Here is a 15,118-nt window from a genome sequence, read left to right on the forward strand (position 1 = left end):
GCGTGCGGCCCTCGTGCGGGCCGACCTGTGTGACTGTGACGGCCGAGGGGGCCGTGACGTGCGCTCGGATGCGTTGCGGAAGGATTGCGAAGCGGCCACGGCGGGCGGCCGCCGAGACCGGTGGGTGATGTTCCGGAGACCTGGGGGTTTCCGTCGGGCCCGGTCGGGGCGACCGTGCCGGTCCGGGCGCCCGCTACGACACGATGTCCTTGTGCCGGAAGCCCCGGAAGGCCAGGGCGAACAGGACGAGCGCGTACGTCACCGAGATCGCGGCGCCCTTGATCATCCCGTCCCACTCGGGTGTCGGCTGGATGGCGTCGGCCCAGGCGAACTGCCAGTGCGCGGGCAGGAAGTCGCGCCAGTGGCCGAGGGCGGTGACGGCGTCCAGGACGTTGCCCACGATGGTGAGGCCGACCGCGCCGCCGACCGCGCCGAGCGGTGCGTCCGTCTTCGTCGACAGCCAGAACGCGAGCCCCGCGGTGACCAGTTGGGACACGAAGATGTACGCGATCACGGCGAGGAGGCGCTGGGCCGCGGTGCCCGCGGAGAGCACGCCGCCGGTGGGGATCTCCAGGGGACCCCAGCCGTAGGCGGCGGTGCCGACGGCCAGTGCGACGACCGGCAGCAGGACCATCGCCGCGAGGCTGAGTCCGAGCGCGACGGTGAGCTTGGACCACAGCAGCCGCGCTCTGGGCACGGGCGCCGCCAGCAGATAGCGCAGGGAGGACCAGCTCGCCTCCGAGGCGACGGTGTCGCCGCAGAACAGGGCGACCGGGATCACCAGCAGGAAGCCCGCCGACACGAACAGGTTCACCGCGGCGAAGTTGGCGCCCGAGGCGGTGGCGGTGTCCATCAGGGTGATCCGGTCGTTGCGCCCGCCGGGCTGCCCGCCGATCGCGAACGCGATGAGCAGGACGAAGGGCAGGGCCGCGAGGACCGCGCCCATCACCAGGGTGCGGCGGCGCTTCAGCTGGCGGACGAGTTCGACGCGCAGCGGGAGGGTGCGGCGCGCCCGGTACCCGTCGGCCGTCCCGGTCCGCTCCAGGAGGGTGCTCATGCGGAGCCTCCGATCAGGGTGAGGAACGCGTCTTCCAGACGGCGGTGGGGTCCCACCGACGTCACCGGCACTTCGAGGCGTACGAGTTCCACGACCAGGCGTTGTGCGCTGCCGCCGGGGTCGAGGCGGACCAGGAGTCCGTCCTCGGTGGCGACGGCCGAGAGCACGCCGGGCAGTGCGTCCACCTTCTCGACGACGGGCGCCTCGACGGGTGTCCCGGTGCCGACGAGCAGGGTGTCGCCGGAGCCGATGATCTCGGCCACCGGGCCCGCCTGGACGAGCCGGCCGCGGTCCATGACCACGAGGTGGGTGCAGGACTGCTCGACCTCGGCGAGGAGATGGCTGGAGACGATGACCGTGCGGCCGGCGGCCGCGTAGCGGATCATCACCTGGCGCATCTCCCGGATCTGCGGCGGGTCGAGGCCGTTGGTGGGTTCGTCGAGGATCAGCAGGTCGGGGAGGCCGAGCATGGCCTGGGCGATGGCGAGGCGCTGGCGCATGCCCTGTGAGTAGGTGCGCACCGCGCGGGCGAGGGCGTCGCCGAGGCCGGCGATCTCCAGGGCCTCCTCCATGTGGGCGTCCTCGGGGGGCCGCCCGGTGGCCCGCCAGTACAGCTCCAGGTTCTCGCGGCCGGTCAGGTGCGGGAGGAAGCCCGCGCCCTCGACGAACGCTCCGACGCGGGAGAGGACGGGCGCGCCGGGCCGGATCGCGTGGCCGAAGACGTGGATCTCGCCGTCGTCGGGGGTGATGAGGCCCATGAGCATGCGCAGGGTGGTGGTCTTGCCCGCGCCGTTCGGCCCGAGCAGGCCGAGGACCTGGCCCTTCTCCACGCGGAACGACAGGTCCTTGACCGCGTACCGGTCGGCGGACCTGGCGTAGCGCTTGGCGAGGCCGGTGATCTGGAGGGGGACCTCGGCCAGTGCGGGATCGGGTGCCGGGGCGCTGGTGCGGCGGCGGCCGGTCAGCACCAGGGCCAGGGCGGCGAGCGCTCCGGCGAGGGGCAGCCACCACACCCAGGAGGGCAGCGGGGCGGCGGCGGTCTTCACGGCCGGGGCCGTGGGCACCTGGAGGGCGCTCTTGAGGGAGACGGTGTACGTGGCCGGGGCGGCCGGGGAGGCGTAGCCGAGGTCGGTCGAGGCGACGACCAGGCGCAGCCGGTGGCCCTTCTGGACCGCGTGGTCGATCGCGGGCAGCGTGAGGGTGACGTCCTTGCCGTTCTTCGCGCCCTCGACGCGGACCGGGGTGACGAGCTGGGAGGGCAGCACCTGCTGGGTGCCGCCGGGGCCGGCGTCGTACACCTTCCCGAAGAGGACGGCGTCGTCGGTGCTGGAGCGGACGTGCACGGTGACGGTCGGCGAGCCGGTGATCCGCAGGTCGTCCCGCAGGGGCGCGGACTCGAAGCGGGCGTACTGGCCGGGGAAGTCGAGGGAGACCCCGACGCCGAGGGTGGAGAGCTGGGCGAGGCCGCCGGCGCCGCCGAGTCCCGGCAGGGCGGAGATGGCGGGCGGGCTGGCTCCGGCCGGGTTCTGGAAGCTCTGCTCGCGGCCGCTCAGCGCGACGGTGCGGCGGCCGCTGTCCAGTCCGGGGTAGGTGTCCGAGCTCGCGCCGCGCAGCAGGGCGGCGCCGTCGGTGGAGTCGACGCCTCCGGTGCGGGTGACGCGGAAGGCGGGGCCGGTGGCGACGCTCCTGTCGTCCTTGAGGTAGCGGTCGAACCAGGAGACGACCCGGGACGTGACGCGGTCGCTCTCCATGTCGCCGCCGTCGTGTCCGCCCGCGATCCAGTCGACGTCGACGGGGGCGCCGTTGGCCTTGATCGCCTTGGCCATGGCGTCGGCCTGGCCGAGCGGGAAGAGGGAGTCGGACTGGCCCTGGGTGATGAGGGTGGGGACCTTGATGCGGTCGCCGACGGCGGAGGGGCTGCGTTCCTGGAGCAGGTTCCGGGCGGCCGCGTCGGGCTTTCCGGACTCCGCGACCCGGTTGTACATCGCGCACAGTTCGGGCTCGAAGCGGGCGCAGCCGCCGCCGGAGTTGATGAAGATGCCCGCCCAGAGCTTCTTGAACACGCCGTTCGGGAACAGGGCGTCCGCGAGGTTCCAGTACGTGATCGAGGGGGCGATGGCGTCGACGCGCGGGTCGTTCGCGGCGGCCAGCAGGGAGATGGCCCCGCCGTAGGAGGCGCCCGCCACGCCGACCCGGGGGTCGCCGCTCTTGTCGAGCCGGACCTCGGGGCGCCGGGCGAGCCAGTCGACGAGCCGGGAGACGTCGGCGACCTCGCCCTTGGGGTCGTTGAGTCCGATCTTGCCGGTGGACCTGCCGAAGCCGCGGGCCGACCAGGTCAGGACCGCGTAGCCGTCGCGGGCGAGTTTCTCCGCCTCGCCGCTGACGTCCGCCTTGCTGCCGCCGAAGCCGTGCGCGAGCAGGACGGCGGGGCGGCGCCGCGAGGACGGGCCGGTGGTGAAGTACGAGGTGTCGAGGCGTACTCCGCCGGCCATGGCCAGGACGCGGTCGCTGCGGTGCACGGCGGGCGCGTCGTCGGAGGCGAAGGACGTCCAGGTGCCCGCGCCGGCGAGCACCACGAGGGCCGCGGCGGCCGCCGCCCATCGCCCGCGGGCGCGCGCCGTCGTGCGGGCGGGGAGGTGCCCCCGGCGCGGCCCGCGCGGCCGGGGCAGTCGAAGATCCATGCCTCAACGGTACGGGTGGGCGCCGACAACGGGAGCAGCCCCCGGGGTGAACCGGCGCCCCTCCCCGGGGAGTACGCGGGTGCCGCGTGTACCGCGTCCGTGGTACGAAGCCCCCATGGAGCTGCGCCGCGCCGCCACCGTCGGGGAACTGACCGCCGCCGAGTACCTCTTCGACCACCCGGTGCGTCCGGAGTGGGCCCGGCGGTTCCTGGAGACGCCGGGGCATCATCTGTTCCTGGCCCACGAGGGCGGGGTGCCCGTCGGGTTCGTCAGCGGCGTCGAGACGGTCCACCCGGACAAGGGGACCGAGATGTTCCTGTACGAGCTGGCGGTGGCGGAGCCGTTCCGGCGGCGGGGCACCGGGCGGGCGCTGGTCCGCGAACTCGCCGCCCTGGCCCGGGAACGCGGCTGTTACGGGATGTGGGTGGGGGTGGACGCCGGGAACGACGTCGCCCTTGCCACGTACCGCAGCGCGGGTGGCAAGGACGACGGGGTGTGCACGGTGGTGACGTGGGACTTCGGCTGATGCTCCGCCGAGGGGCGGACGGCCGGGAGGGGTCCGCCGGGCGGACCGCTCCGGTCAGGCCTGCGCGTCCTCGGGGATCGACACCAGCCAGCGGGTGTCGCGGCGGGGGCGCAGGTAGAAGGCCCAGTACAGGGTGGCGACGGCGGTGATGCCGCCGGTCCACAGCAGGTACTTCGTGTCCTGCTGGGTGAGGACGTAGGCGAGGACGACGATCAGCAGGATCGGCATCGCGGGCCACAGCGGCATCCGCCAGGCGGGGGTGTGGCGGTGGTGGCCGCGGCGGGCGAGCAGGGCGGCGACGGCGACCAGCAGGTACATGGCGGTCACCGACACGCCCGTGACGCCGTACAGGGTGTCGAGGTTGACGAAGCAGAGGGCGGCGCCGGGGACGCCGACCAGCAGGGTGGCGACCCAGGGGGAGCCGAAGCGGCCGAGCTTGGACAGGCCGTTGTTGACCGGCTCGGGCCACGCCTTGTCACGGGCGGAGGCGAACAGGACCCGCGAGTTCTGGATGACCATCACGATGCCCGCGTTGATGATCGCGAGGGCGACGCAGAGGCTGACGAAGGTGCCGACGGCGGAGTTGGACCAGGCCGTGACCATGCTGCTGATGTCGCCGCCGGTGAGTTCCTTGATGTCGGAGGCGCCCATGGTGATGGCGACGACCGGGACCAGGATGACGACGGTGGAGATGGCGAGGGTGGCCAGCACCGTGCGGGCGACGTTGCGGCGCGGGTTCTCCAGCTCCTCGGAGAGGTAGACGGCGGTCGAGAAGCCCTGGGTGGCGAAGAGGGCGATGGCCAGTCCGGAGATGACGAGCATGGCCGTCACGGGGTCGGTGTGCGCGCCGGTCCCGGCGACCTGCATCGAGGTGAGGCTGCCGAGGCCGCGGTGGGCGTGGGTGAAGCCCAGCAGGGCCACGACGCCGGCGGCGATGACCTCCAGGACCAGGAAGATGCCGGTGATCCAGGCGTTGGCGCGCAGGTCGAGCAGACCGGCGACGGTGGCCAGGAGCATCACGCCCGCGCCGGTCATCGCCGGATCGAGGTGCACCACGGGGGCGAGGTAGTCGGCGGTGCCGATGGCGATGACCGGCGGGACGATCATCACCACCAGCAGCGACATCACGAAGACGAGCCAGCCCGCGAGCCGTCCGGCCATCGTGGAGACCATGGCGTACTCGCCGCCGGCGCTGGGGATGAGGGTGCCCAGTTCCGAGTAGCAGAACGCCACGGCGATGCAGAGCAGCGAGCCGATCGCGATCGTGAGGGCGGTCGCGGTGCCGAGCGAGCCGAAGAGATCGGGGATGACCACGAACAGCGTCGAGGCCGGTGTCACGCAGGACAACGTCAGCAGGGTGCCGCCGACGACACCGATGGAACGCTTGAGCGTCTTCGGGTTCCCGGTCGCCGTTGGGGCGGCGTCCAGGACGGCGGTCTCGACGGGGCGGAGCGTGTCGGTCATGAAGCGGTTCCGATCAACTCGTACATCTGAGGTTCGGGCGGGAGCGATATCGCCTCCGGCGGCTCGCGTCGTTCTTCGTTCTCATCCGCTCCCGCGCTGATGGAACCTTGACGGAAACCGTTGCGTCAATAGCCGTTTACCTACGGAATCCGCAAGACCGGAGCGACGCACATCACATTGATTTCGCAGGTATCAAACTCACTATGTTGCAATCGTCATGGCCTTACGCATCTCGACCTTGCTTTCAAAGGGAATACCAGGAGATGACCTACGTCACCCGGTTGGTCCCCAAGAACGGGAATCGTTGCGAGGGCGTCAAAAAAACGTCAAGCCGTCCGCTATGCGGACGGCTTGACGAGGTGGTTCGGGCGGGTGTCAGTGGTTGCGCGGGAAGCCCAGGTCGACGCCCGCGGGGGCCTCGGACGGGTCCGGCCAGCGGGTGGTGACGACCTTGCCGCGGGTGTAGAAGTGCGTGCCGTCGTTGCCGTAGATGTGGTGGTCCCCGAAGAGGGAGTCCTTCCAGCCGCCGAAGGAGTGGTAGCCCACCGGCACCGGGATCGGCACGTTCACGCCGACCATGCCCGCCTCGATCTCCAGCTGGAAGCGCCGGGCCGCGCCGCCGTCACGGGTGAAGATCGCGGTGCCGTTGCCGAAGGGCGACGCGTTGATCAGCGCCACGCCCTCCTCGTAGGTATCCACGCGCAGCACGCACAGCACCGGGCCGAAGATCTCGTCCTTGTACGCGTCCGCCGTCACCGGCACCCGGTCCAGGAGCGAGAGGCCGATCCAGTGGCCGTCCTCGTAGCCCTCGACCGTGTAGCCCGTGCCGTCGAGGACGACCTCGCAGCCCTGGTCGGCGGCGCCCTTCACGTAGGAGGCCACCTTGTCGCGGTGGACGGCCGTGATGAGCGGGCCCATCTCGGAGGCCGGGTCGTTGCCGGGACCGATCTTGATCTTCTCGGCGCGCTCGCGGATCTTCTCCACCAGCTCGTCGCCGACCGCGCCGACCGCCACGACCGCGGAGATCGCCATGCAGCGCTCGCCGGCCGAACCGTACGCGGCCGAGACGGCGGCGTCGGCCGCGGCGTCCAGGTCGGCGTCCGGCAGGACCAGCATGTGGTTCTTGGCACCGCCCAGGGCCTGGACCCGCTTGTGGTTCGCGGCGGCGGTGGTGTGGATGTACCGGGCGATCGGCGTCGAGCCGACGAAGGACACCGCCTTGACGTCCGGGTGCTCCAGGAGCCGGTCGACGGCCACCTTGTCACCGTGCACGACGTTGAAGACACCGTCGGGCAGACCGGCCTCGGCCAGCAGCTCGGCGAGCTTCATGGCCGCCGACGGGTCCTTCTCCGAGGGCTTGAGGACGAAGGTGTTGCCGCAGGCGATGGCGATGGGGAACATCCACATCGGGACCATCGCCGGGAAGTTGAACGGCGTGATGCCCGCGACGACACCCAGCGACTGGCGGATCGAGGACACGTCGACCCGCGAGGCCACCTCGGTCGACAGCTCGCCCTTGAGCTGGGTGGTGATCCCGCAGGCCAGCTCGACGATCTCCAGACCGCGGGCGACCTCGCCGAGCGCGTCCGAGTGCACCTTGCCGTGCTCGGCGGTGATCAGCGCGGCGATCTCGTCGCGGTGGGCGTCGAGCAGCGCGCGGAACTTGAACAGGATCGTGGTGCGCTTGGCCAGCGACGACGTCCCCCAGGTGGCGTACGCGTCCTTCGCGGCGGCCACCGCGGCGTCGACCTCCTCGACGCTCGCGAACGCGACCCTCGTGGTCACGGCACCGGTCGCCGGGTCGGTGACCGGCCCGTACGTACCCGACGCACCTTCGACGGACTTGCCACCGATCCAGTGGTCGACGGTCTTCGTCATGGCCAATTACTCCTTCACAGATGGCGTCGTCGGGCGGCGACGTGCCGGTCGTACTCCTCGCGGGCCTTGACCGCCGACGCTCGGGTCGCGGTCTCGGCCACGGGTACATCCCACCAGGCCTGGGCCGGGGGCGCGCCCGACACTGTGTCTGCCGTTTCGGTCTCCACGTAGACACAAGTGGGAGTGTCCGCCTCACGCGCCTCGGCCAGGGCCGCCCGCAGGTCACGCACGGTCCCCGCACGCAGGACACGCATGCCCAGACTGGCCGCGTTGGCCGCCAGATCCACCGGCAGCGGCACCCCCGTGTAGGTACGGTCCGCGGCCAGACGGCGGTACGCCGTGCCGAAGCGCTCTCCGCCCACCGACTCCGAGAGCCCGCCGATCGAGGCGTAGCCGTGGTTCTGGAGGACGATCACCTTGATCGCGACGCCCTCCTGGACGGCGGTGACGATCTCGGTCGGCATCATCAGATACGTGCCGTCGCCCACCAGCGCCCAGACGGGCCGGTCCGGCGCCGCCATCCGCACCCCGATCGCGGCCGGGATCTCGTAGCCCATGCAGGAGTAGCCGTACTCGACGTGGTACTGGTCCCGCGACCGTGCCCGCCACAGTTTGTGCAGGTCGCCGGGGAGCGAGCCGGCCGCGTTGATCAGGATGTCGTCCTCGGTGACCAGGTCGTCGAGGGCGCCGAGTACCTGCGGCTGCGTGGGAGGGACGTCGATGTCCTCCGCCTCGTACGCGGCGTCGACCCGGTGCTCCCAGCGCTCCTTGCCGTCCGTGTACTCCGTGACGTACGCGGGCTCCGCCCGGTGCCGACCGGCGAGCAGCGCCTCGGTGAGCGCCCGCAGACCGGTGCGCGCGTCGGCGATCAGCGGGGTGCCGGCGAGCTTGTGGCCGTCGTGGGGAGCGATGTTGAGATTGAGGAAGCGGACGTCCGGAGCCGCGAACAGCGTGCCCGAGGCGGTGGTGAAGTCGGTGTAGCGGGTGCCGACGCCGATCACCAGGTCCGCGGTACGGGCGAGTCCGTCGGCGGTCGCCGTGCCGGTGTGGCCGATGCCGCCGACGTCCTGCGGGTGGTCCCAGCGCAGCGAGCCCTTGCCGGCCTGGGTGGAGGCGACGGGGATGCCGGTGGCCGAGGCGAGCTCGGCGAGGGCCTCCTCGGCACGGCTGTGGTGCACCCCGCCGCCCGCGACGATCAGCGGGCGCCGGGCCGCGCGGACCGCCTCGACGGCGCGGGCCAGCTCTCCGGCGTCGGCCGGCTGGCGCCGTACCCGCCAGATCCGCTCGGCGAAGAACTCCTCGGGCCAGTCGTACGCCTCCGCCTGCACGTCCTGGGGCAGCGCGAGCGTGACGGCGCCGGTGTCGAGGGGGTCGGTGAGCACGCGCATCGCCTGGAGGGCGGCCGGGATCAGGGCCTCGGGGCGGGTGATCCTGTCGAAGTACCTCGACACCGGGCGCAGACAGTCGTTCACCGACACGTCCCCGGCGAAGGGGACCTCCAGCTGCTGGAGCACCGGGTCGACGGGGCGGGCCGCGAAGACGTCGCCGGGCAGGAGCAGCACCGGCAGATGGTTGACGGTGGCGAGCGCGGCGCCGGTGACGAGGTTGGTGGCGCCGGGCCCGATGGAGGTGGTCACGGCGTGCGTGGAGAGCCGGCCGCACTGCCGGGCGTAGCCGACGGCCGCGTGCACCATGGCCTGTTCGTTGCGCCCCTGGTGGAACGGCATCACGGGAGGTGCGGACGGTGTCCCCCCGCCGGGCGCGGCGGCCTGCTCGACGAGCGCCTGGCCGATGCCCGCGACGTTCCCGTGGCCGAAGATGCCCCACATGGCGCCGATCAGCCGACGCCGGGCGCCGTCCCGTTCGGTGTACTGCGCGGCCAGGAACCGCACCAGCGCCTGGGCGACCGTCAGCCGGGTCGTCGAGGTCATCGGTATCCCCCTGTGCTCGTCGTGTGCTCCGGGTGGAAGCGGATCCGCCACTCCCTGTCGCCCCCGGGCCCCGCCATGACGTTCAGGTAGTACATGGGGTGACCGGGCTGGGCGATGGAGGGGCCGTGCCACCCGTCGGGGACGAGGACGGCGTCGCCGCTGCGGACCTCGGCGAGGAGGTCGGCACCGCCCTCGCGGGAGGGGGAGACGCGCTGGTAGCCGAAGCCGTTCGGTCCGTCGATCTCGAAGTAGTAGATCTCCTCCAGCCGGGACTCGACGCCCGGCAGGTGTTCGTCGTGCTTGTGCGGCGGGTACGAGGACCAGTTGCCGCCGGGCGTGACGACCTCGACGGCGATGAGCCGGTCGCAGTCGAAGACGTCCGCGGCGGCGAAGTTGCGCACCTGGCGGGCGCAGTTGCCGCTGCCGCGGGCCTCGACGGGTACCTCCGGCGCGGGGCCGTAGCGGGCGGGGAGTCGGCGCTCGCACTTCGCTCCTGCCAGGGCGAAGCGGCCTCCCGCGCCGGAGGCGATCTGGGCCCGGGCCTCACGGGGAACGTACGCGAAGTCGGTGACTCCGTCGAACACGCTCCTCCTGCCCAGGAGTTGGAACTCCTCCTCTTCCATTCCGTCCTTGGTGCGCACCGTGCAGCCGCCGCCGAGCGGGAGCACGATCCATTCACTGTCCCCGGTGGTGAACGTGTGGGTGCCGCCGGGTGCCAGCTCCACGACGCGCAGGCTGCTGTGGGTCCAGCCGGCCCGTTCGGGGTCGATGTCGAGGGCGTAGTGGGCGTCGGATGCGGTGCCTCTGGGCACGTGCAGCCCGTTGTCCGGACGTCTCATGCGGCCCTCACAGGAGTCCTACGGCGGTGTCCACGGCCGCGGCGACATCGCCGTCCGCGGGGTACAGCAGCGAACGGCCCACCACCAGACCCTGCACGGTGGGGAGTTGGAGCGCCCCGCGCCATTTCTCGTACGCACCCTCCTGGTCCTCGCCGACATCGCCGCCGAGCAGGACGGCGGGCAGCGTGGACGCCTCCATGACACGGGCCATGTCGTCGGGGTTCTCGGTGACGGGGACCTTGAGCCAGGTGTACGCCGAACTGCCGCCCAGACCGCCCGCGACGGCGAGGGACTTGGTGACGGCCTCGGCACTCAGATCGTTGCGCAGCGTGCCGTCGTCCCGGCGACGGCAGAGGAACGGTTCGACGAAGACCGGAAGCCGGCGTTCGGCCATGTCGTCGATCACGCGGGCGGCGGACTCCAGGGTGCGCAGCGATCCGGGGTCGTCGTAGTCGATGCGCAGGAGCAGTTTCCCGGCGTCGAAGCCGAGCCGTTCGATGTCCTTCGGGCGGTGGCCGGTGAACCGGTCGTCCAGTTCGAAGGCGGAGCCCGCGAGTCCGCCGCGGTTCATCGACCCGATGACCACCTTGCCGTCGAGCACGCCGAGCAGCAGCAGGTCGTCGAGTATGTCGGCGGTGGCGAGCACGCCGTCGACGCCGGGGCGGGAGAGCGCGACGCACAGGCGTTCCAGCAGGCCGGCGCGGTCCGCCATGGCCAGCCTCCGGTCGCCGACGGCCAGCATGCCGCGGGCCGGGTGGTCGGCGGCGACGATCATCAGCCGCCCGGAGCCCTGGAGCAGCGGTCGCCGGACCCGCCGGGAGGCGGCCTCGGCGATCGCCTCGGGTGTCCGGGCCCGCGTGCGGGCGAGGGCGGAGACGTCGACAGCGGGGAGGGCGCGCGCGTCGCCGCCCTGTTCGGGGCGGGCGCCGCCGACGTGGCCCGCCCTCATCGCACCGCTCCGGCGGCGAGGGCCCGCTCGATCTCGTACGGGGTGGGCATCGCGGAGGAGCACTCCAGCCGCGAGGCGACGATGGCGCCGGCCGCGTTCGCGTGGCGCATGGTCTTCTCCAGGTCCCAGCCGGCCAGCAGTCCGTGACAGAGGGAGCCGCCGAACGCGTCGCCCGCGCCGAGGCCGTTGAGGACCTCGACGGGGAGGGGCGGGACCTCGGCGGTGGTGCCGTCGCGATGGACGGCGAGGACTCCCTTGGGACCCTGTTTCACCACGGCGAGTTCGGGTCCCGCTTCGAGGAGGGCCGCGGCGGCCGCGTGCGGCTCGCGTTCCCCGGTGGCGATCTCGACCTCGTCGAGGTTGCCGACGGCCACGGTGGCGTGGCGCAGGGCCTCGGCGTAGAAGGGGTGCGCGGAGGCCGGGTCCCGCCAGAACATGGGGCGCCAGTCGAGGTCGAAGACCGTCGGGCCGGAGCGGGCGCGGTGGGCCAGGGCGGTCAGGGTGGCCGTCCGGCTGGGTTCCGCGCTCAGTCCCGTGCCGGTCATCCAGAAGACGCCGGCCCCGCGCAGGGCGTCGAGGTCGAGTTCGCCCGCGTCGATCTCCAGGTCCGGGGCCTTGGGCTGCCGGTAGAAGTACAGCGGGAAGTCGTCGGGCGGGAAGATCTCGCAGAAGGTGACCGGGGTCGGCAGTCCCGGGACCGCGGTGACCCAGCGGTCGTCGACGCCGAACTCGCGCAGCGCCTCGTGCAGATAGGTTCCGAAGGGATCGGCACCCGTTCGGGTGATGACCGCCGTACGCCGGCCGAGCCGCGCGGCCGCCACCGCGACGTTGGTCGCCGAGCCGCCGAGGAACTTGCCGAAGGACGTCACCCGGGACAGCGGGACCCCCGTCTGCAACGGGTAGAGGTCCACACCGATCCGCCCCATGGTGATCAGCTCGTACGCCATCGCGTTCCCTTCGGCGCGGTCCCTGCGGCTGCCCCCAGGTGTAGTCCCGCACGGGGAGCCTGTCAACGTTTTGTCCAGACATTCGGACCAGGGCTTGACACCTCCGGGGAGCCGCCGGAAGCTGGCGCCCATGACGTCGTCGCAGCCGCAGTCATCGCCGCAGCCGTCCCCGGAACCCTCTCCGAAGTCGTCGCCTCCCCCCTCACTGTCGCGCATCCGGATCGGTTCGGCTCCCGATTCCTGGGGCGTCTGGTTCCCCGACGATCCCCGGCAGGTCCCCTGGCAGCGGTTCCTCGACGAGGTCTCCGGATCCGGCTACGAGTGGATCGAGCTCGGCCCGTACGGCTATCTGCCCACCGATCCCGACGTGCTCCTGGAGGAGACCGGCCGGCGCGGGCTCAAGGTCTCGGCGGGCACGGTCTTCACCGGACTGCACCGGGGCCCCGACGTGTGGGAGTCCACCTGGGCGCACGTCTCGGACATCGCCGAGCTGGCCCGGGCGACGGGCGCCGGACATCTCGTGGTCATCCCGGCCTTCTGGCGGGACGACAAGACCGGCGCGGTGCTGGAGGACAGCGTGCTGACGCCGGCCCAGTGGCGCGATCTGGCCTCCCAGACCGAGCGGCTCGCCCACGAGGTGCGTGAGCGCTACGGGCTGCGGGTCGTCGTCCATCCGCACGCCGACACGCACATCGACAGCGAGGAGAACGTCACCCGCTTCCTCGACGCGACCGACTCCTCGCTGGTGTCGCTCTGCCTGGACACTGGGCACTACGCCTACTGCGGCGGCGACAGCGTCAAGCTCATCGAGACGTACGGAGAGCGCATCGGCTACCTCCACCTCAAGCAGGTGGACCCCGAGGTGCTGGCCGGGGTACGGGCCGAGGACCTGCCGTTCGGGCCCGCCGTCGGCCGCGGCGTGATGTGCGAACCGCCCTCCGGAGTACCGGCGTTGGAGCCCGTCCTCGCCGCCGCGCAGGACCTCGGCGTCGAGCTCTTCGCGATCGTCGAGCAGGACATGTACCCGTGCCCGCCGGACAAGCCGCTGCCGATCGCCCGCCGCACCCGGGCGTTCCTGAGGTCCTGCGGGGCCTGAGGCGCCCCGGGGGCTGGGGCGGTTCGGGGCTGGGTGGTTCGGGGCTGAGGGTCGGTCAGGTTCTGTGCGTCACTCGTGTCACAAAAACCTCCGTGGTGTCACACATGTCCCGTATACGCGGGTCTTGCGTCACGCCCGGTCGACAGTCGGGGCCCGGCGCTCACACCGCGTCGTTCTCCGGGCACAGGCTTTGTGATCACCAGCGCAGCGCCCGGCTCCCCCGACGACCGTCCCAGGCCGCCGCCGCGGTGCGCGCGGGGAGGTACCACTCATGACCGACCGCGGACTCTGGTCGTACAAGGAGATCGCCGCTCACATCAAGGTGCAGCCGGACACCGTCCGCTCCTACCGCAAGCACGGGCTGCTGCCGCCGCCCGACCACGTCGAGTCAGGGAAGCCCTACTGGTACGCCGACACCGTCCGCGCCTGGGTCGCCTCCCGGCCGGGGAACAGGGGCCGCAAGGACGGATGACGCGGCCGGGGGACGCGGCACCCCTTCGTGCCGCGTCCCCGGGCCGGACCCGGTCCCCTCCCTCACGCCCACGGCTCGATGACGGTCACCCCCGCCCCCGGAGCCGACCCCATCGCGGCCAGCGCGGCCGGAGCGGCGTCCAGCGTGATGGAGGAGGTCACGAGGAGATCGGGGCGCAGCACTCCGGAGCGGACCAGTTCCAGCAGGGGCGGGTAGGCGTGGGCCGCCATCCCGTGGCTGCCGAGGAGTTCGAGTTCGAGGGCGATCACCCGGGCCATCGGGACCGGGGTGACGCCGGTCGGGGAGGGCAGCAGGCCGACCTGGACGTGCCGGCCGCGACGGCGCAGCCCGTTGACCGAGGCCGCGCAGGTGCCGGGGGATCCGAGGGCGTCGAGCGACAACTGTGCGCCGCCGCCCGTCAGTTCACGGACCGCCTCGGCCGGGTCCGCCACCTCCGAGGCGTCGACGCACGCCGCCGCCCCGAACCCACGGGCCAGATCGAGCGCCGCCGGGGACACGTCCACGGCCACGACCCGCGCTCCGCAGGCCGCCGCGATCATCACGGCGGAGAGGCCGACCCCGCCGCAGCCGTGCACCGCGACCCACTCCCCCGGGGCCGCTCTTCCCTGGGTGACGACCGCACGGAACGCCGTGGCGAACCGGCAGCCCAGGGAGGCCGCCGTCGCGAAGGACAGCTCCGGCGCCAGCGGGATCAGGTTCACGTCGGCGTGGTCGAGCGCCACGTACTGGGCGAAGGAGCCCCAGTGGGTGAAGCCCGGCTGGGTCTGCCGCTCGCACACCTGCTGGTCGCCGGCCGCGCAGGCGGGGCAGCTTCCGCAGGCGCAGACGAACGGGACGGTGACCCGGTCGCCGGGGCGGTGGCCGGTCACCCGGGGGCCCACCGCCTCGATCACTCCGGCGAGTTCATGGCCGGGTACGTGGGGCAGCGTGATGTCGGGGTCGTGGCCCATCCAGCCGTGCCAGTCGCTCCGGCACAGCCCTGTGGCCTCGACCCGCACCACCACTCCGTGCTCCGCGGGTTCCGGGTCCGCCACCTCCCGTACCCCGGCCGGCTCCCCGTACCGCTCGAACACCACTGCCCGCATCGGCTCCCGCCCTCCACTCGGAGATCAGCTTCCGGGCACACGCTAGAGGGTGGGGTGTACCGGCGTCGGGGTCGGCGTCGCGGGGTCGGTCCGGTGGGTGGGTCGGGGCCGTGCCGGTGCATCAGGCCGTCGCCGTTGGGTGAGGTGTGGGCGTCGGTGGCGACGGCCATCG

General features: G+C 72.3%; 12 protein-coding genes. 3 read left to right on the plus strand and 9 right to left on the minus strand.

The annotated features are described in order from the left end of the window. Window positions 1-193 precede the first annotated feature (193 nt). Together ACFWI4_RS23220 and ACFWI4_RS23225 are read right to left on the minus strand one after the other, a co-directional pair. The gene (locus tag ACFWI4_RS23220) at window positions 194-1,057 is read right to left on the minus strand and encodes an ABC transporter permease (protein WP_387199277.1); all 864 of its coding nucleotides are present in this window, start codon (window positions 1,055-1,057) and stop codon (window positions 194-196) included. Next, the gene (locus ACFWI4_RS23225; protein ID WP_387199280.1) at window positions 1,054-3,738 is read right to left on the minus strand and encodes an alpha/beta fold hydrolase; all 2,685 of its coding nucleotides are present in this window, start codon (window positions 3,736-3,738) and stop codon (window positions 1,054-1,056) included. Before ACFWI4_RS23225 ends, ACFWI4_RS23220 begins: the two co-directional genes overlap by 4 nt. Window positions 3,739-3,853: 115 nt before the next feature. Between ACFWI4_RS23225 and ACFWI4_RS23230 the strand changes: the two genes are divergently transcribed. Then, the gene (locus ACFWI4_RS23230) at window positions 3,854-4,264 is read left to right on the plus strand and encodes a GNAT family N-acetyltransferase (RefSeq protein WP_387199283.1); all 411 of its coding nucleotides are present in this window, start codon (window positions 3,854-3,856) and stop codon (window positions 4,262-4,264) included. A 54-nt stretch (window positions 4,265-4,318) separates the two neighbouring features. Here ACFWI4_RS23230 and ACFWI4_RS23235 read toward each other — a convergent pair whose 3' ends face one another. The 6 genes from ACFWI4_RS23235 to iolC form a co-directional block, all read right to left on the minus strand. After that, window positions 4,319-5,728 carry an APC family permease gene (locus ACFWI4_RS23235; RefSeq protein WP_387199286.1) on the minus strand — a complete coding sequence of 470 codons (1,410 nt, stop codon included), beginning with the start codon at window positions 5,726-5,728 and terminating at the stop codon, window positions 4,319-4,321. Window positions 5,729-6,103: 375 nt separating this feature from the next. Further along, window positions 6,104-7,606: a CoA-acylating methylmalonate-semialdehyde dehydrogenase gene (gene mmsA / locus ACFWI4_RS23240; RefSeq protein ID WP_385408079.1), complete on the minus strand. Its 1,503-nt coding sequence runs from the start codon at window positions 7,604-7,606 to the stop codon at window positions 6,104-6,106. Between the two features lie 14 nt (window positions 7,607-7,620). Further along, window positions 7,621-9,537, minus strand: coding sequence for a 3D-(3,5/4)-trihydroxycyclohexane-1,2-dione acylhydrolase (decyclizing) (gene iolD / locus ACFWI4_RS23245; RefSeq protein ID WP_387199290.1), 1,917 nt, complete (start codon window positions 9,535-9,537; stop codon window positions 7,621-7,623). Next, window positions 9,534-10,376 carry a 5-deoxy-glucuronate isomerase gene (iolB, locus tag ACFWI4_RS23250; protein WP_387199293.1) on the minus strand — a complete coding sequence of 281 codons (843 nt, stop codon included), beginning with the start codon at window positions 10,374-10,376 and terminating at the stop codon, window positions 9,534-9,536. The genes iolD and iolB overlap by 4 nt, the downstream gene beginning before the upstream one ends. 7 nt (window positions 10,377-10,383) lie before the next feature. After that, the gene (locus ACFWI4_RS23255; RefSeq protein WP_387199296.1) at window positions 10,384-11,325 is read right to left on the minus strand and encodes a deoxyribose-phosphate aldolase; all 942 of its coding nucleotides are present in this window, start codon (window positions 11,323-11,325) and stop codon (window positions 10,384-10,386) included. Further along, on the minus strand, window positions 11,322-12,272 hold the full coding sequence (gene iolC, locus ACFWI4_RS23260) for a 5-dehydro-2-deoxygluconokinase (protein WP_387199299.1): 951 nt from the start codon (window positions 12,270-12,272) through the stop codon (window positions 11,322-11,324). The genes ACFWI4_RS23255 and iolC overlap by 4 nt, the downstream gene beginning before the upstream one ends. A 130-nt stretch (window positions 12,273-12,402) precedes the next feature. Between iolC and ACFWI4_RS23265 the strand changes: the two genes are divergently transcribed. Both ACFWI4_RS23265 and ACFWI4_RS23270 read left to right on the plus strand, forming a co-directional pair. Continuing rightward, a complete protein-coding gene (locus ACFWI4_RS23265; protein WP_387199302.1) occupies window positions 12,403-13,368 on the plus strand; it encodes a sugar phosphate isomerase/epimerase family protein in 966 nt (321 codons plus the stop codon). Window positions 13,369-13,639: 271 nt separating this feature from the next. Beyond that, complete coding sequence (locus ACFWI4_RS23270; RefSeq protein WP_385408064.1) at window positions 13,640-13,840, plus strand: helix-turn-helix transcriptional regulator; 201 nt, start codon at window positions 13,640-13,642, stop codon at window positions 13,838-13,840. Window positions 13,841-13,902: 62 nt separating this feature from the next. Here the strand turns inward: ACFWI4_RS23270 and ACFWI4_RS23275 are convergent, their stop codons facing one another. After that, window positions 13,903-14,946 carry a zinc-dependent alcohol dehydrogenase family protein gene (locus ACFWI4_RS23275; protein ID WP_387199306.1) on the minus strand — a complete coding sequence of 348 codons (1,044 nt, stop codon included), beginning with the start codon at window positions 14,944-14,946 and terminating at the stop codon, window positions 13,903-13,905. Between the last annotated feature and the right edge of the window lie 172 nt (window positions 14,947-15,118).

Source organism: Streptomyces sp. NPDC127038 (assembly GCF_042725875.1).
In the GTDB taxonomy this organism is placed as follows: Bacteria; Actinomycetota; Actinomycetes; order Streptomycetales; family Streptomycetaceae; genus Streptomyces.